16 protein-coding genes are annotated in these 15,864 nt (G+C 64.3%); 13 read left to right on the top strand and 3 right to left on the bottom strand.

Features of this window, described 5'->3' with window-relative positions:
- Nucleotides 1–131 precede the first annotated feature (131 nt).
- Nucleotides 132–2,525, top strand: coding sequence for a patatin-like protein (locus IZV00_RS01500; RefSeq protein WP_196225478.1), 2,394 nt, complete (start codon nt 132–134; stop codon nt 2,523–2,525).
- Nucleotides 2,461–2,952, top strand: coding sequence for a hypothetical protein (locus IZV00_RS01495; protein WP_230463247.1), 492 nt, complete (start codon nt 2,461–2,463; stop codon nt 2,950–2,952). The genes IZV00_RS01500 and IZV00_RS01495 overlap by 65 nt, the downstream gene beginning before the upstream one ends.
- Before the next feature lie 13 nt (nt 2,953–2,965).
- Here IZV00_RS01495 and IZV00_RS01490 read toward each other — a convergent pair whose 3' ends face one another.
- Nucleotides 2,966–3,259, bottom strand: coding sequence for a 4a-hydroxytetrahydrobiopterin dehydratase (locus IZV00_RS01490; protein WP_196225477.1), 294 nt, complete (start codon nt 3,257–3,259; stop codon nt 2,966–2,968).
- A 40-nt stretch (nt 3,260–3,299) separates the two neighbouring features.
- Here IZV00_RS01490 and IZV00_RS01485 point away from each other — a divergent pair, with 40 nt between their 5' ends.
- From IZV00_RS01485 to IZV00_RS01470, 4 genes are read left to right on the top strand one after another with little or no spacing between them, the layout of a single operon-like run.
- Entirely contained in the window at nt 3,300–3,707 is a 408-nt protein-coding gene (locus tag IZV00_RS01485) for a metallopeptidase family protein (RefSeq protein ID WP_196225476.1), read from the top strand.
- Nucleotides 3,704–4,306 carry a heme ABC exporter ATP-binding protein CcmA gene (gene ccmA / locus IZV00_RS01480; protein WP_196225475.1) on the top strand — a complete coding sequence of 201 codons (603 nt, stop codon included), beginning with the start codon at nt 3,704–3,706 and terminating at the stop codon, nt 4,304–4,306. Before IZV00_RS01485 ends, ccmA begins: the two co-directional genes overlap by 4 nt.
- Nucleotides 4,303–4,950, top strand: coding sequence for a heme exporter protein CcmB (locus IZV00_RS01475; protein ID WP_196225474.1), 648 nt, complete (start codon nt 4,303–4,305; stop codon nt 4,948–4,950). Before ccmA ends, IZV00_RS01475 begins: the two co-directional genes overlap by 4 nt.
- On the top strand, nt 4,947–5,837 hold the full coding sequence (locus IZV00_RS01470; protein ID WP_196225473.1) for a DMT family transporter: 891 nt from the start codon (nt 4,947–4,949) through the stop codon (nt 5,835–5,837). Before IZV00_RS01475 ends, IZV00_RS01470 begins: the two co-directional genes overlap by 4 nt.
- A gap of 144 nt (nt 5,838–5,981) precedes the next feature.
- On the opposite strand, the gene IZV00_RS01465 is transcribed toward IZV00_RS01470, so the two are convergent.
- A complete protein-coding gene (locus IZV00_RS01465; RefSeq protein WP_196225472.1) occupies nt 5,982–6,266 on the bottom strand; it encodes a chorismate mutase in 285 nt (94 codons plus the stop codon).
- Nucleotides 6,267–6,350: 84 nt separating this feature from the next.
- Between IZV00_RS01465 and IZV00_RS01460 the strand changes: the two genes are divergently transcribed.
- The 7 genes from IZV00_RS01460 to IZV00_RS01430 all read left to right on the top strand — a co-directional run bounded on the left by IZV00_RS01460 (nt 6,351) and on the right by IZV00_RS01430 (nt 14,998).
- Nucleotides 6,351–7,415: a polyprenyl synthetase family protein gene (locus IZV00_RS01460; RefSeq protein WP_443020055.1), complete on the top strand. Its 1,065-nt coding sequence runs from the start codon at nt 6,351–6,353 to the stop codon at nt 7,413–7,415.
- A 124-nt stretch (nt 7,416–7,539) separates the two neighbouring features.
- The gene (locus IZV00_RS01455; protein WP_196225470.1) at nt 7,540–8,286 is read left to right on the top strand and encodes a TSUP family transporter; all 747 of its coding nucleotides are present in this window, start codon (nt 7,540–7,542) and stop codon (nt 8,284–8,286) included.
- Between the two features lie 53 nt (nt 8,287–8,339).
- On the top strand, nt 8,340–10,787 hold the full coding sequence (gene hrpB / locus IZV00_RS01450; RefSeq protein WP_196225469.1) for an ATP-dependent helicase HrpB: 2,448 nt from the start codon (nt 8,340–8,342) through the stop codon (nt 10,785–10,787).
- 59 nt (nt 10,788–10,846) lie between these two features.
- A complete protein-coding gene (locus IZV00_RS01445) occupies nt 10,847–11,125 on the top strand; it encodes an ETC complex I subunit (RefSeq protein WP_196225468.1) in 279 nt (92 codons plus the stop codon).
- Between the two features lie 122 nt (nt 11,126–11,247).
- Nucleotides 11,248–11,490: an acyl carrier protein gene (locus IZV00_RS01440; RefSeq protein ID WP_097092694.1), complete on the top strand. Its 243-nt coding sequence runs from the start codon at nt 11,248–11,250 to the stop codon at nt 11,488–11,490.
- 130 nt (nt 11,491–11,620) lie between these two features.
- Nucleotides 11,621–12,883, top strand: coding sequence for a serine palmitoyltransferase (spt, locus tag IZV00_RS01435; protein WP_196225467.1), 1,263 nt, complete (start codon nt 11,621–11,623; stop codon nt 12,881–12,883).
- A 141-nt stretch (nt 12,884–13,024) separates the two neighbouring features.
- Complete coding sequence (locus IZV00_RS01430) at nt 13,025–14,998, top strand: ATP-binding protein (protein WP_443020070.1); 1,974 nt, start codon at nt 13,025–13,027, stop codon at nt 14,996–14,998.
- Here the strand turns inward: IZV00_RS01430 and IZV00_RS01425 are convergent.
- The gene (locus IZV00_RS01425; protein WP_196225465.1) at nt 14,955–15,830 is read right to left on the bottom strand and encodes a hypothetical protein; all 876 of its coding nucleotides are present in this window, start codon (nt 15,828–15,830) and stop codon (nt 14,955–14,957) included. The two genes, IZV00_RS01430 and IZV00_RS01425, sit on opposite strands and share 44 nt — an antisense overlap.
- Nucleotides 15,831–15,864 lie beyond the last annotated feature (34 nt).

The following is a 15,864-nucleotide window of genomic DNA, read 5'->3' as shown; positions in this document are numbered from 1 at the left end:
AAGCCTCTGCCTGTGGCTTCAAAGACATGGGAAGCCCCCTTCGACTGCCTGCTTGCAGCAGGCGCTCAGGACAGGCTTCGACAGGCTCAGGGCGAACGGACGAGAGGTTTAGGGCCTGAGGGCTACGCATCATGAAGGAGCGCGAACTTCGACTGGCGCTGGTCTGCTATGGGGGGATCAGTCTGGCCGTCTACATGCACGGCATCACCAAGGAAATCTGGCGGCTGGCGCGGGCAAGCCGGAGTTTTCATGACGGCACCCCGAGCAGCAAGGGCAGCGAGGCGGTTTACAGGAAACTGCTGGAAGATCTGGAAGCGGCTAGCGGCATCCGGCTGCGCGTGATGCCCGACATCATCGCTGGGGCGAGCGCGGGCGGGATCAACGGCATATTTTTGGCGCAGGCGATCGAAACCGGGCAGTCGCTGGAGCCGCTGACCGACCTGTGGCTGGAAAATGCCGATGTGGAGCAGTTGCTGGACCCGGATGCGCGTCCCGCGCGGCGGATCAGCAAATTCTGGGCAACGCCGCTGGTGTGGATGGCGGCGCGGCGGCCCGGCGACACGATCGAACGCACGGTAGCCCCGGACACGCGCGAGGAGGTGCGGCACAAGCTGTCGAATTTCATCCGGTCCAGATGGTTCGAGCCACCCTTTGGTGGCGAAATCTTCACGGCGATGATCCTTGACGCCTTCGATGCGATGGAAGCTGCCGAGCGCGGGCCGCCGCTACTGCCCGAGGGGCACCCGTTGGACCTGTTCGTCACGGTCACGGATTTCGAAGGCCATCCGCAAAGTCTGAACCTCAACAGCCCGCCGCAGGTGGTGGAAACCGAACATCGCCTTTCCATCGGTTTCCACGCGCGGGGGCGTGGCGATCGCCTGTTCGCCGACCCCGCCGAGTTGGTATTCGCCGCGCGGGCGACAGCGAGCTTCCCCGGCGCATTCCCCCCCTTCACGGTGCGCGAACTTGATCGGGTGCTGAAACAGCGGCACCGCGCATGGCCGACCCGGGACGCATTTCTGGCCCATGCCCTGCCCCGCCATTGGGCACGCGGCAATGCAGAGGACGCGATACTGATCGACGGATCGGTGCTGGCGAACGCACCCTTTGCCCAGGCGATCGGCGCGCTGCGGAACCGTCCGTCTCGGCGCGAAGTGGATCGGCGTTTCGTCTATATTGATCCCAAGCCGGGCCGTCGATCGATCCGGCTGAACCGGGAGGGCGAGCAGGAAGACGCCACGCCAGAGGACAAGGCTCAGCTGCCCGGTTTCTTCCGCACGATTTTCGGCGCGCTCAGCGACATTCCGCGCGAGCAACCGATTCGCGATAATCTGGAAGCGATTGATCGCCATTCTTCGCGCATTCGCCGGATGGTACGCATTCTAAATGCTTTGAGGCCGGGGATCGAAGCCGAGGTCGAAAACACGATTGGCGGCATGCTGTTCCTCGACCGTCCGACGCCCGCGCGGCTGTCCGCCTGGCGCGCAAAGGCGCAGGTGCGGGCCGCAAGCTCGGCAGGCTTTGCCTTTCCGGCCTATGGTCATCTGAAACTTTCGGGCATCGTCGAGGATCTGGCCGGTTTGCTGTTCCGCCTGAGCGATGAGGACAGTCCCTTGATGCGGGAAAATTTCCGGCAGGCGCTGTGGTCGCATGTCCGGACGATCGGCGCGGACAAGCTGATCGAGGATGTCGGGCCGGGATCGCCGCCGGTCGCCTTCTTCCGCACCCATGACCTGAGTTTTCGCATCCGCCGCCTGCGCTTTCTGGCGCGACGGCTGGCCGACACGCTGGAGATCGATTCTGCGGCTGGCGACGCCGCGATCCAGAAGATGCACAACGCCATCTATGAATCGATGGCGCATTATACGGAATGCGAAGGCACCGATTTCTATAATGGCGCGATCCGCGCCGCAGCCAAGCAGGTGCCTTCCGACCCGGCGGCGGCGCTGGACGCGATCGCGCAGGCACGCGACCTGAAGGCGCGGGATGATGTGGCCGAGATGATGCTGGCCGACGCACTCGCGGGACTTCCCAAGGCGGAGCGGCGGATCATGCTGCTCTCCTATCTCGGCTTTCCCTTTTACGATATCGCCACCCTACCGTTGCTCCAGGGCCACGCCATGGAAGAATATGATCCGGTGAAGGTGGACCGGATTTCCCCGGAGGATTGCAGCGCCATTCGGTCAGGCGGGGCCGAAGCCACGTTAAAAGGCATTGAATTCAATAATTTCGGGGCATTTTTCAGCAGGGCCTATCGGGAGAATGACTATTTGTGGGGACGCCTTCATGGTGTCGAACGGCTGCTGGATATCGTAATTTCCGCATTACCTGCGGCAAGCCGCCTTTCGGAAGAACGCGTGCGCGATTATAGGCAAGCCGCATTCATGGCGATTCTCGATGAGGAGGAACAGCGGCTGCCGCATGTCGCTGATCTCGTTGCCATTTTGCGGGAGGAAATCGGTGGGCGCACGGGTGGGGCTGGTTCCATTGGTGATGATGCTGGCGCTGACCGCGGCTTGCCGTGACGCGTCTGGCGATGCCGCGTCCGCGAACAATGCGACTGCCCCAGAGCCCGTGCTTTCCGCCAACGCTATCGAGGGTGAACCGATCGAGGTGGTCGCGGCGCCGCAGCGCCCGTCGGCCGAGGTAACCGTGCAGGCGCAGCCCGCGCCGCGCGGATCGCTGGATCTGCCTCCCTCTCCTGATGCCGCGCTTGCGACGCCCTTCCCGCAGGAAGTCACCAGCTTCATGGTCGATCGGGACAGTTGCGACCATTTCCGGGGCGAGGAACCCTATGATGGGGAAAGGCGCGTGTTCCTGATGGAAAGCATCGCCGAACTATGCACCGGGACCGACGCGAAACTCGCCATGCTGCGCCGCCGCTATGCCGGTGACCCGGCAGTGACCGCTGCGCTGCATGGTTATGAGGATCACATCGAAAGGCGACCCTGATCGAGCCGTCCGCTCAGGCGGTGAGCAGCGCGTCGATCGCCTTTGCGAGATCTATGTCACGGCGCGACAAGCCATCGGCGTCATGCGTCGTCAGGGTGATGTCCACGCGATTATAGACGTTGAACCATTCGGGATGGTGGTTCGCCTGCTCAGCCAGAAGCGCGACGCGGGTCATAAATCCGAACGCGGCATTGAAGTCCGCAAAGGTGAAGCGCCGCCGGATGCCTTCAGGGTCGTTCACCAGCGTCCAATCGGCAAGAGAAGCAAGCTCCTGCGCCCGTTCGTCGCCGGACAGTTTACCAATCATGGCTCTATCCTCATAATATTGTTTCGCCTATGTCGCAGCCATGTCAGACGCCGGTCAACCCCCTCTTTTCGCGCCAACCATAGCGCAGATCGAACGACTGGCGCTTGAGGCGCTGGGGCGGTTGCCCGACCCTTTCCGGTCCCATCTGTCCAACGTGGTCCTGTTCGTCGAGGATTTTGCCGACGAACGGATATTGAAGGAGATGGAGATTGACGATCCGTTCGGCCTGACCGGCCTTTATACCGGGCGGCCGGTGGGGGAGCCGGAGCAGACGGGCGACGGCCCGCCAATGGTGCATCTTTTCCGGCGGCCGTTGCTGGATGAATGGGTGGAAACGGGCGTGCCGCTGGACGCGCTGATCACCCATGTGGTGGTGCATGAGATCGGCCACCATTTCGGCCTTTCCGACATCGATATGCACGTGTTGGAGGACATGGTCGCGCCATGAGCGACGCGGCGCTGCGTCTGTCGGGCATCGCCTGCGCGCGTGGCGGGCGGCTGCTGTTCCGGGGTGTCGACCTGGCGTTGGAGCCGGGGGGCAGCGCCCTGCTGCGGGGGCCGAACGGGATCGGCAAGTCGAGCCTGATGCGTATTTGCGCGGGGCTGCTGCGGCCGATGGCGGGGACGATCGAGCGGCGCGGCAGGATCGCGCTGGCTGACGAGCGGCTGGCGCTGGATCTGGAAGAGCCTTTGGCGCAAGCGCTTGGTTTCTGGGCGCGGCTGGATGGTGCGGATGCTGGTGCGCTGGACGGCGCGCTGGAGGCGATGGCGCTGGGGCCGCTTGGCGGGATTCCGGTACGGATGCTTTCGACCGGGCAGCGCAAGCGGGCGGCGCTGGCGCGGGTGATTGCGAGCGGCGCCGGGCTGTGGCTGCTGGACGAGCCGGGTAACGGGCTGGACGATGCGTCGCTCGGGCTGCTTGGCGCGGCGGTGGCGGCGCATCTGGCGGGAGGCGGGATCGTGGTTGCGGCGTCGCATCAGCCGCTGCCGATGGCTTCGCCCGTGGTGATCGACCTTAGCGATTATGTCGCTGAGGAGGCGGCGTGAGGGTGGTGGCGCTGCTGGTCATGCGGGATTTAAGGCAGGCGTGGCAGTCGGCGGGCTTGTGGCTGCCGGTGGCTTTCCTGCTGCTGGTGGCGAGCCTGTATCCGTTTGCGGTGGGGCCGGACGCTGCGCTGCTGCGTCGGTCGGGTGGCGGGATGCTGTGGATCGCGGCGCTGCTGGCGAGCCTGTTGCCGGTGGATCGACTGGTCGCGCCTGATCGCGACGCTGGGGTGCTGGACCAGATTGCGCTCCGCGGCGTTGGCGATGAAATGGTGATGCTGGCGCGGCTGATCGCGCATTGGCTGGGCTTTGGCCCGGCGCTGATGATCGCGACGTTGCCCGCTAGCGCGCTGCTGAAGCTGGAGGGCGCGACGGTCGGGATGCTGGAACTGGGGTTGCTGATCGGGACGCCCGCGCTCGCGGCTCTGGGGCTGCTGGTGGCGAGTTTGACGGCGGGGCTGCGATCGAGTGGGGCGCTGGCCGGGCTGCTGGCGCTGCCGTTGGCGGTGCCACTGCTGATATTTGGGGCGGGGACGCTGGGCGATGGGAGCGGGGCGGCGCTCAAGTTCCTGGGGGCTGCGTCGCTGCTGCTCGTCGCGATCACGCCCTTTGCGGCGGGCGCGGCGATACGGGCGGGGCGCGAGTGATAGGTTTCGGCGCTTCGCTGCTGTTCGTCCTGATCTGGTCCACAGGGTTCATCGTTGCGCGTGGGACGGTGCCCTATGGCGCGCCGGAACTGATCCTGAGCGTACGCATGACGCTGACGGCGCTGCTGCTGGGGTTCGTTGCCTGGCGGGCGGGTCAAAGGCTGCCCCGGGGCAAGCGGCTGATGCTGCATCTGGCGGCGGGCGCGATGCTGCACGGCGTTTACCTGACCGTCAGCTGGTGGGCGGTGTATAATGGCATGCCCGCTGGCATCATGTCGCTGCTCGGCGCGCTGCAACCATTGATGGTGGCGGTGGCGGGCGCGTTCCTGCTGGGCGATCGGCTGCTGGCGCGCGGATGGGCGGGACTGGCGATCGCCATTGCGGGCGTGGTTTGCGTGCTGCTGCCGACCATCGAGAAGTCGGGCGCGGGGGCGGTGCCGATTTTGCCTGCGATCGCTGGATTGCTCGCGGTGATCGCCATGGCTGCGGGCACGCTGGTGCAACGCGGATCGATGGCGGGGGACGGTATCTGGATTTCCGGCGCGGTGCAAAATGCAGGCGGTGCGATTGTCCCGATCGCGGCGGCGCTGATTACGGGGGAGGCCCGTTGGGATGGCGCGCCCATATTATGGCTGGGCTTGGCATGGTCAGTGCTGGGCCTGTCGGCGGGCGGCCTGTCGCTGCTGGTTTGGCTGGTGCGGACGCAAGGTCCGACGCGGATGTCGATGCTGTTGCTGTTGGTCCCGCCGCTTGCTGCGGTGGAAGCCTGGCTGCTGTTCGGCGAAAAGCTCGTGCCGGTTCAGCTGGCGGGCTTTGCGCTGGCGCTGACGGGCGTGCTGCTGGGGCGATCGCAAGGCAAGCGGGAAACGGTTAGCGAACCGGCTTAGGGGAGCCTGTTTTTCGGCGTGAATGACTAACTGAACGGATGGTCCAAAGGAACGGCTTGCCTCCGAATATCGACGCCCCTGCGCGCTTTGAAGAAAAGTAAGACCCTGCGACAAGCTCAGGGCGAACGGGGAGAAAATAATTCCTCAGGCGTCCCGCAACCGCTCATGATGGCGGATCACTTCATCGATGATGAAGCGCAGAAATTTCTCGGTGAAGTCGGGATCGAGATTCGCGTCTGTCGCAAGCTGGCGCAGGCGGCTGATCTGCCGTTCTTCCCGGCCCGGATCGGCGGGCGGCAGGGCGTGCGTCGCCTTATATTCGCCGACAGCCTGCGTGATCTTGAAGCGCTCGGCGAGCATGAACACGAGGGCGGCGTCGATGTTGTCGATGCTTTCGCGATACCGCTTCAAAGTGTCGTCCACGCTCATCCTCCAAATATCCGCGCGCTTTTTGCTCCATCCGTCGCTCCGTGCAAGCTATTCCCGCTTGCCATCTGCATTTTGCACCGCCACATGGGCCGGGTCATGACCGTACCCGCCTCCGGCCCCTCCTCCGGCCCCATATCCGGCAATGTCCACCCCATCGGCCGCGCCAACGGCGCGCCTTCGCTCACCCCCATGATGGCGCTGGTTGCCGACGGCATGAACCAGGTCAATGCGGTGATTCTGGACCGGATGCAGTCGCGCATTCCGCTGATCCCCGAATTGGCAGGCCATCTGATCGCGGGCGGCGGCAAACGGATGCGGCCGATGCTGACCCTCGCCTGCGCACAACTGGTTGGCTATGCGGGCAGCCGCCATTACAAGCTGGCGGCGGCGGTCGAGTTCATTCACACTGCAACCCTGCTGCATGATGATGTGGTTGATGGGTCGGGCCTGCGCCGGGGCCGCAAGACCGCGAACATCATCTGGGGCAACAGCGCCAGCGTATTGGTAGGCGATTTCCTGTTCTCCCGCGCTTTTGAGCTGATGGTCGAGGCCGAGTCGCTCAAGATTCTGAAGATTCTGTCCAACGCATCCGCTGTGATCGCCGAGGGCGAGGTCAATCAGTTGACCGCCCAGCGCCGGATCGACACGAGCGAAGAACAATATCTGGACATTATCGGCGCCAAGACTGCTGCCCTGTTCGCGGCCGCCTGCCGCATATCCGCCGTGGTCGCGGATCGGGACGAGGCCGAGGAAAAGGCGCTGGGCGTCTATGGCCGGAACCTGGGCATCGCATTCCAGCTGATCGATGATGCCATCGATTATGAATCGGACGGCGCGACCATGGGGAAGGATGCGGGCGACGACTTCCGCGACGGCAAGGTGACGCTGCCGGTGATCCTGGCCTATGCGCGGGGATCGGAAGAGGATCGCGCTTTCTGGAAGCAGGCGATCGCAGGCAATCGGGTGAGCGACGACGATCTGGCGCATGCGACGCAGCTGCTTCGCAAGACCGGCGCCATTGACGATACGCTCGCACGGGCGCGGCTCTATGGCCAGCGGGCCATCGATGCTTTGGGCCGGTTCGATACAGGCAAGGCGAAGGCAGCGCTGACCGAGGCAGTCGAGTTCGCAATCGCCCGCGCTTATTGAGCCACGCCCCCTTCTGCTCCAGCGGCGGCGGGCTCGACGCGCATCGACGCCAAGTGGCGCGGCGGATAGCTGAGGTGAGGCGCCGTTGGATTTAATCCTTTCTCCTGAAACGCTGGCCTTCCTGATGGCTGCGGCTTTGATATCCGGGTGCATCGACGCCATGGCGGGAGGCGGCGGGCTGATCTCCCTGCCCGCATTGCTGGCGGCGGGCATCCCGCCCGTGGCCGCCGTGGGCACCAACAAGCTGCAATCGTCACTAGGCACCTTTGGCGCCTGCGTCGCTTATGCGCGCGCCGGGCACATGGACTTGAGAGCCTATCGCTGGCCCATTGTTGCGGCATTCATGGGGTCAATGGGCGGCGCCTGGCTGATCCAACGGGTGGACCCGGCCATTTTGGCGGGATTGATGCCCGCGCTGCTGATCGCGCTGGCGGGCTATTTCACCTTCTCACCCCGAATCAGCGAAATGGATCGGCACAGCCGGGTGGGATTGGCGGGACTAAGCCTGTTGATCGGCGCTATAGGCTTTTATGATGGCTTCTTCGGCCCTGGTGCCGGAGCATTTTACGCGACCATTTTCCTGGCGCTGGGGGGCCTCGGCCTCGTCCGCGCGACGGCTCAGACAAAGGCCGCCAATTTGGCTAGCAATGTGGCGGGCCTGTTGACGATGATACTGGGCGACCATGTCATGTGGATTGCGGGACTAACCATGGCCGTCGGCAGCATCACCGGCAGCCAGATTGGATCGCGGCTGGCCATGCGGTTCGGCAGCAAGCTGATACGGCCCCTGCTGATCATCATGTCGCTGGGGCTGACGACGAAGATGCTGCTCGATCCGGGAAACCCGATGCATAAGCTGTTGTTTGGGTGAACGAGTAGGCATGACGGATTGCGTGAACAGCTAACTGGCGCGAAATGACAGGCATGAGTGCCGCGCTGCCGATCCATGATATCCTTCCCCGGCTGCTGGGCGCCCTGCGGCGGGGTAACAGCGCCGTTCTGGTCGCGCCGCCGGGAGCAGGCAAGACGACGGCGGTGGCGCCCGCGCTGCTGGATGAGCCATGGTGCACGGGTCAGGTGCTGCTGCTGTCCCCCCGCAGGCTGGCGGCTCGCGCGGCGGCAGAGCGCATTGCCGAACTGATGGGCGGCGTGCCGGGCGGGATCGTCGGCTATGCGACGCGGATGGACAGCAAACAGTCGGCCGCCACGCGCCTGTTGGTCCTGACAGAGGGCATTTTCGTCCGCCGTATTCAGGATGATCCGGAGCTTACGGGCGTATCGGCGGTCCTGTTCGACGAAGTGCATGAGCGGAGTTTGGACAGCGACTTTGGGCTGGCACTGGCGCTGGATGCACAGGCGGCATTGCGGCCGGACCTGCGCATCGTGCCGATGTCGGCGACGCTGGATGGGGCGCGCTTTGCGGCTTTGTTGGACAATGCGCCGGTGCTGGAGAGCGAGGGGCGGATACAGCCGCTGGAGTTACGGCACATCGGCAGGGCGGCGGAAAAGCGGATCGAGGATGAGATGGCCGGGGCCGTGCGAAGGGCGCTGGCTGAGGAGGCAGAGGGCGATCTGCTCGCCTTCCTGCCCGGCGTGGCGGAGATTGAGCGGACGGCGGAACGGCTGGAGGGGCTAAGCGTCGAGGTGCATCGGCTGCACGGCAGTCTGGACCCGGCGGCGCAGCGGGCCGCTATCCGTCCTTCGCGGGAGGGACGGCGGAAGGTGATCCTTGCGACCTCGATCGCGGAGACCAGCCTGACCATTGATGGGGTGCGGATCGTGATCGACTCCGGGCTGGCGCGACGGCCGCGTTATGACCGGGCGGCGGGGGTGACGCGGCTCGTCACGGAGCGGGCGAGCCAGGCGGCTGCGACCCAGCGCGCGGGGCGTGCAGCGCGGCAGCAGCCGGGCGTCGCTTATCGTCTGTGGGAAGCGGCGGCCACGGCAGGCATGCCGCCCTTCGATCCGCCCGAGATATTGGAAAGCGACCTTTCCAGCCTGCTGCTCGATTGCGCGCTCTGGGGGGTGAGCGATCCGGCGAGCTTGCGATGGCTCGATCCGCCGCCGCCCGCTGCGCTGGATGAGGCGCGCAAGCGGCTGACGGTGCTGGAAGCGCTGGACGATGATGGGCGGATCACGGCGCATGGCAAAGCACTGGCGCGATTGCCGGTGGAGCCGCGTATCGGGCATATGTTGGTGCGCGCGGGCGAGCTGGGACTGGCCGAAGTGGCGGCGGAGGTGGCCGTGCTGCTGGGAGAGCTCGGGGTCGGCGGGCAGGATGTGGACCTGTCGCAACGGCGGACGCGCTGGCGACGGGAAAGCGGGAAGCGGGCCGATGCGGCGCGGGCAATGGCGAGGCGCTGGGCGAAGCTGGTCGGCTCCGGGCAGAAGGCAGCGGCGGGGGAGCATGATGCGGGGCTATGTCTTGCGCTGGCGTTTCCGGATCGGGTGGCCAAGCGGCGCTCCGCCAATGGTGCGGAGTGGGCCAGCGTTGGTGGGCGCGGGTTCCGGCTTGATCCGTTAAGCCCGCTGGCGCGTGAAGAATGGCTGGCGGTCGGGGAAGTGCAGGGAAGCGCGGCTGGGGCGCGTATCCTCTCCGCCGCGCCGATCAGTGAGATCGAAGTGCTGCGCCTGTTCAGCGGGCGGGTGAAGGAACATCGGACGGTGCGGTTTCGGGCGGAAACCGGAGGGATTGAGGCTCTGCGGGAAAGGCGGCTTGGGGCGGTACGGCTGTCGTCGGGATCGGATGACAGGCCGGACCCGGATGCTGTCGTCTCGGCTCTGCTGGATGGCGTCAGACAGGGTGGGATCGACCTGCTGCCATGGTCCGATGCCGCGCGGTCTTTGCGGATTCGGGGGGCTTTTGCAGGGATAGAGGCGCTGTCGGATGCCTCGCTGCTGGCGACACTCGACGATTGGCTTGCGCCGCTGCTCGCGGGTAAGCGGCGACTGTCCGATATTGATCGATCGCAATTGTCCGGCGTTCTGGAGGGCATTATCGGCTGGGATGGCAAACAGCAGCTCGACAGGCTGGCTCCTCCGGCATTTCAATCGCCCGCCGGTAGCAGCCATGAGATCGACTATGCGGCCGAGGGCGGGCCGCGCGTGGAGCTTCGGGTGCAGGCGCTGTTTGGGCTTGCCGAGCATCCCGTCGTCGGCAGCGGGCGTATTCCGCTGGTCCTGTCCCTCACCTCTCCCGCCGGACGACCGATCCAGACTACACGGGACTTGCCGGGTTTCTGGGCGGGAAGCTGGAGCGCGGTCGCAAAGGAGATGCGCGGCCGCTATCCCCGGCATCCCTGGCCCGACGATCCGGCTGGCGCCGCCGCCACGCTGCGCACGAAACGCGCCGATGCCCGCGCGAAGCCTTGACTTCCGCCCACCCGCTGGTGCAACGGACGCATCGCCCTTCCCAGGAGTTTGACGCCACAATGGCTGCGCGCATCTATCAGATTCAGAAGAACGCCCTTCAGTCCGGCAAGGCACGGACCGACAAATGGGTTCTGGAATTTGCGCCGAGCGAGGCGAAGAAGCCGGACCCACTGACCGGCTGGGCCGGATCGGGCGATACGCAGAGCCAGGTCAAGCTGACCTTCCCATCGCTGGACGCGGCGCGCGCCTATGCCGACCGATACGAGATCGGCTATACCTTCATCCCGACTCCGCCCAAGACGCTGAAGATCCAGGCCTACGCCGACAATTTCCGCTAAAGGCGCGCGCGGGGCAGCTCATAATCGGGCGCGATGCTGCCCGATTGCCGCCTTATTCCCTTGCCAAAAGGCGGGACTTGGGGGCAAAAGTCGCCCTTTCATGGGAAAGCTTTGAACAGATAATGACGGATCGCCAGCAGATTTTCGACAGCATCGCCGCGCAGATCGCTCCTTTCAACAAGAAGGGAGTTGACCTCAGCGAGGCTACCACCTTTGCGGGCGACCTGGAGTGGGACAGCCTGACCGTCATGGACTTCGTCGCGGCGATCGAGGATGAGTTCGATATCATCATCACGATGAACATGCAGGCTGAGATCGAGAATATCGGCCAGCTTGTGGACGCTGTCGCAAAGTTGAAGGGCTAATCTAGCCTTCCCCCGTTCGCATCGAGCCGGTTCGCCTTTGCCGAGGACCGGCGGTCGAGATGACGGGAAAACTTCTCGCCTGACGCATCTCAACATGCTCGATGCTGCTCGAACCGAACGGATATAAGCGATGACCGACGCCGTAGAGACCGCCACCGACGCCCACACGCCTGCCGAAGTGGCTGGCGCGCGTGACCTCTTCTCCAAATTCGATCCGCTGATCGCCGAGCGCGAGGCGCTGCTGGCGACCGGCGTGCGCGATCCTTTCGCGATCGTCATGGACGAGGTGAAGTCCCCCACCCAGGCGGTGATCAAGGGCAAGGACACGATCCTGCTCGGCACCTATAACTATATGGGCATGACTTTCGACCCGGACGTGGTCGCGGCGGGCAAGAAGGCGTTGGACGAGTTCGGGGCGGGGACAACCGGCAGCCGCGTGCTCAACGGCACCTATCAGGGTCATAAGGAAGTCGAAGACGCGCTGATGGACTTCTATGGCACGTCGGGCGCCATGGTGTTTTCGACCGGCTATCAGGCCAACCTCGGCATGATTTCGACGCTGGCAGGCCGGGGCGACTATGTCGTGCTGGATGCCGACAGCCATGCGTCCATCTATGACGGCTGTTTCCTGGGCGATGCGGAAATCGTCCGCTTCCGCCACAACAGCGTCGAGGATCTGGATAAGCGCCTTGGCCGCCTGCCCGCCGACGCACAAAAGCTGGTGGTGCTGGAAGGCGTTTATTCCATGTTGGGCGACGTCGCCCCCCTGCCCGAGATGGTGGCGGCGGTGCGCAAGCATCCCAATTGCATGATCCTGGTTGATGAAGCCCACGGCATGGGCTTTTTCGGCGCCAATGGCCGCGGCGTCTATGAGGAGCAGGGCGTCGAGAAGGACGTGGATTTCGTCGTCGGCACCTTCTCCAAGTCGGTGGGCACGGTTGGCGGCTTCTGCGTATCGAACCACCCCAAGTTCGAGGTACTGCGCCTCGTCTGCCGCCCCTATGTCTTCACCGCCTCGCTGCCGCCAAGCGTCGTCGCGACAGCCGCGACGTCCATCCGCAAGCTGATGCACGCGGGCGAAAAGCGCGCACATCTGTGGAAGAACAGCCAGCGCCTGCACAAGGGGCTCACCGATCTTGGCTTCAGGCTGGGGACGGAAACGCCGCAGTCAGCGATCATTGCCGTGATCCTGACGGATCAGACGCAGGCGGTCGCCATGTGGCAGGCGCTGCTGGAGCTGGGCCTCTACGTAAATATGGCGCGCCCGCCCGCCACACCGGCCGGGACCTTCCTTCTGCGTTGCTCGCTTTGCGCCGAGCATAGTGACGAACAGGTTGGCCAGATTATCGGCATGTTCGAGGCGGCGGGGAAGGCAACCGGCGCCATCGGTTAATCGCGTCGATCACCATCGCGGCGATACGGGGAGATGAGGGGCAGATGAAGCGTGACTGCCCCTTGGAACCTTTTATTCCTTGATATTTCGCCTGTAATGCTGTTCGACTAAGATCTGGGGTTAATGGCAGACAGCTATTACATGGACGACCAGGATTCTGGCTGGCGGGCTTCGGTGCGACGCTTCCTTCCGCTGGTCCTCGTGATACTGCTGGTTGGGGCGCTGGGCACCCTGCTTTACAGCGCCAGCAACGCATCCAGCGACCATGAACGGGCGTTGCAGGAACAACGCCGCAGCTTCGAAATCATCGCCCTGGCCCGAGCTTTTGAGGCCAAGACCGCGCGCGCGGAAGTCACGCTGGCGCGATATGTGATCAGCCTTGACCCCGATGTCGGCCGTCTTTTCCAGGATCAGTGGCGTACCGCGTCCAGCCAGCTCAAGCTGCTGAACTACGCCACGCGTCGATCAGGATGGCAGCGCACCAATGTCCGCGAATTGCAGCAGGCATTCATTCAGCGCGGCAAGACGCTGAATGAAATAGGGCTGCGCACGACCTATGACCAGAAGATGGCGGCGCTCGCGCAATTCCATAAGGCGGGGCGGTCGGAAGACCTGAAACACATCACCACGTTGCTCGACCGAGTCATTCAGGCGGAAAATGCCCGCCTGCGCGAGCGTAGCCTTGCGGTGAGTCTGGCAGGCAACCGAACGCAATTTGTGGACCGCACGTCGCGACTTTTCGGGTTGGTGCTGTTCGTATGCGTCCTGTTCGCCCTGTGGGTCGCCAATGCCGCCTATACCGAGCGGCGAAACGCGCGGCGCATGGCCGAGATGGAGGCCGAACGTGCCGATCGGCTGGAGGAAGCGGTAACGGCGCGCACGGCCGAACTGTCCGATGCCTATGAACAGCTGAAGAAGGAAACGTCCGAGCGCGCGGCGGCCGAAGAAACGCTGCGCCAGATGCAGAAGATGGATGCCGTCGGCCAGCTGACCGGCGGCATTGCCCATGACTTCAACAATATGCTGGCGGTGGTCGTCGGCGGGCTGGAACTGGCCAAGCGCCGACTGCGGCTGAAGCCGCAGGAGGCTGCGCGGCACCTGGACAATGCGATGGAAGGCGCCAATCGAGCCGCCGCCCTGACCCGCCGCCTGCTTGCTTTTGCGCGGTCAGAACCGCTGCTGCCCAGCGCCATCGACCCTGACGTTCTGGTCAGCGGCATGGTGGAATTGATCGACCGATCGATCGGCGATCAGATCACCGTTTCGATAGAGAACCAGTCCAAGGGCTGGCGCATCTTCGTCGATCAGCATCAGATGGAAAATGCCATTCTGAACCTGTGCGTCAACGCGCGGGACGCGATGGATGGACGCGGGCGGCTGGTGATCGGCACCGGCCAGGTGCATCTGGCGGATCATGAAATCGGCGAATGTGCCGAGGGGGATTATGTCATGCTGAGCGTCAAGGACGATGGCTGCGGCATGACGCCCGATGTGCTGGCCCGCGTGTTCGAGCCTTTCTTCACCACCAAGCCGGTGGGCAAGGGAACAGGCCTGGGGCTCAGCCAGATTTTCGGTTTCGTCCGACAGAGCCAAGGTGAAATCCGTATCGAGTCCCAAGTCGGTGAAGGCACCTGCGTTTCCATATATCTGCCGCGCAAGGCAGTGGCGGACAGCGCGCTTCAAACGGATTCGTCGCAACCCGAACGAGAACCGGTCCTGCATCCGCCGACACGCATTCTGGTAGTGGAGGATGATCCCCGCGTGCTGAACCAGACGATGGCGGCGCTCGCGGAACTGGGCCACTTGCCCGTCGCCTGCGATCATCCGTCGAAAGCGGCGAAGCTGCTGACCAGCCATCGCGACATCGGGTTGATCATAAGCGACGTGCTGATGCCGGAAATGACAGGGCCGGAAATGGTCCGCACGCTACCCCCCGCCTACGCCAGCCTGCCGGTGTTGTTCGTCACCGGTTATGCTGGGGACATTGCGGAGGGCGCTGACTTTGGCGGGCATGAGGTGCTGCGCAAGCCTTACACATTGAAGGGCCTGTCACACGCGCTGTCCAACGCGCTTAGCGGATCGCACCACCCCGGAACAGCCGCGGCAGCAGAGTAAGCGCGCCGATCAGGGGCCAGCGGCGCTGCCAGGGCTTTATCTGGATCGCGGTTCCGGCATGGCGGTTTATCTTCCACGCCAGATAATCGATGCCGCCCGCATAGGTGAAGCTGGCCTTGGCAAGGCGGATGACGGACAAATATTTGCCGCGTCGTTGCAGCGCGCGCCAATGCTTGGCGGGTTCCGGCGGCGATGGCGGCAGGCCCTGTGCCAAGGCGGCTTCTCCGAAGCGGCAATAACGATCCGGGTCAGCATCGACGATCGAAACCGAACGCCCCTTCTTCTCCGCCCGCAATTCGGCATTGTAGGTGAGCGTGAAGCCAGCCTTCCAGAGCGATAGCGCGTCCTGCGCGTCCGTCATGGGACGGGCGAGCGACAACAAAGTGGGCGCGGCGCCCGCAACTGCGCTGATTGCTCGCTGACGGGCGAGGTCGTCCGCTGCCCACAGCAGCCGGGAAGGTTGGGCAAAGCGCGCCCACACAGAGACATTGTCAGCGGCAGGACTGTTGAGGCGCGCGAAGTCCGCTTCCGACAGCACGGCATATTTCGCCATCAGGCCATTATGTTCGAACGGAAAGACATTGGGCGGGATCAGCCGGTTGGCCGTGGCGAGCCAGCGCTTTCCATAGGCCGTGCGATAATCCGACACGATGAGGTAAAAATCGAGCATCAGCCCGTCGAGATTCTGCTCCCGCAGGCAGGAGCCGTAGAAAAGCACGGCGCGGGCAGCATGCGGATATTGCGCCGCCAGAGCCCCGCCCATCGCCGCCGCGCGTGGATCGGCGGGCGCGGTGAGTTCGGCGGTCACAAGGGGCAGGAATTGATTGGACATTGCGCTTCCCATATCCGTTCGGCCTAAGCTTGTC

The organism is Sphingobium sp. Cam5-1 (assembly GCF_015693305.1).
Lineage (GTDB): Bacteria > Pseudomonadota > Alphaproteobacteria > Sphingomonadales > Sphingomonadaceae > Sphingobium.
The sequence above is the reverse complement of the archived record's forward strand: the minus strand, read 5'-3'. Positions and strand labels throughout refer to the sequence as shown.

Excerpts from the sequence above, each read along its gene's own strand:
- IZV00_RS01500 (WP_196225478.1), top strand. The coding sequence starts at position 132 with ATGAAGGAGCGCGAACTTCGACTGGCGCTGGTCTGCTATGGGGGGATC.
- IZV00_RS01490 (WP_196225477.1), bottom strand. The coding sequence starts at position 3,259 with ATGATTGGTAAACTGTCCGGCGACGAACGGGCGCAGGAGCTTGCTTCT.
- IZV00_RS01485 (WP_196225476.1), top strand. The coding sequence starts at position 3,300 with ATGTCAGACGCCGGTCAACCCCCTCTTTTCGCGCCAACCATAGCGCAG.
- ccmA (WP_196225475.1), top strand. The coding sequence starts at position 3,704 with ATGAGCGACGCGGCGCTGCGTCTGTCGGGCATCGCCTGCGCGCGTGGC.
- IZV00_RS01465 (WP_196225472.1), bottom strand. The coding sequence starts at position 6,266 with ATGAGCGTGGACGACACTTTGAAGCGGTATCGCGAAAGCATCGACAAC.
- IZV00_RS01460 (WP_443020055.1), top strand. The coding sequence starts at position 6,351 with ATGGGCCGGGTCATGACCGTACCCGCCTCCGGCCCCTCCTCCGGCCCC.
- IZV00_RS01455 (WP_196225470.1), top strand. The coding sequence starts at position 7,540 with ATGGCTGCGGCTTTGATATCCGGGTGCATCGACGCCATGGCGGGAGGC.
- hrpB (WP_196225469.1), top strand. The coding sequence starts at position 8,340 with ATGAGTGCCGCGCTGCCGATCCATGATATCCTTCCCCGGCTGCTGGGC.
- IZV00_RS01445 (WP_196225468.1), top strand. The coding sequence starts at position 10,847 with ATGGCTGCGCGCATCTATCAGATTCAGAAGAACGCCCTTCAGTCCGGC.
- IZV00_RS01440 (WP_097092694.1), top strand. The coding sequence starts at position 11,248 with ATGACGGATCGCCAGCAGATTTTCGACAGCATCGCCGCGCAGATCGCT.
- spt (WP_196225467.1), top strand. The coding sequence starts at position 11,621 with ATGACCGACGCCGTAGAGACCGCCACCGACGCCCACACGCCTGCCGAA.
- IZV00_RS01430 (WP_443020070.1), top strand. The coding sequence starts at position 13,025 with ATGGACGACCAGGATTCTGGCTGGCGGGCTTCGGTGCGACGCTTCCTT.
- IZV00_RS01425 (WP_196225465.1), bottom strand. The coding sequence starts at position 15,830 with ATGTCCAATCAATTCCTGCCCCTTGTGACCGCCGAACTCACCGCGCCC.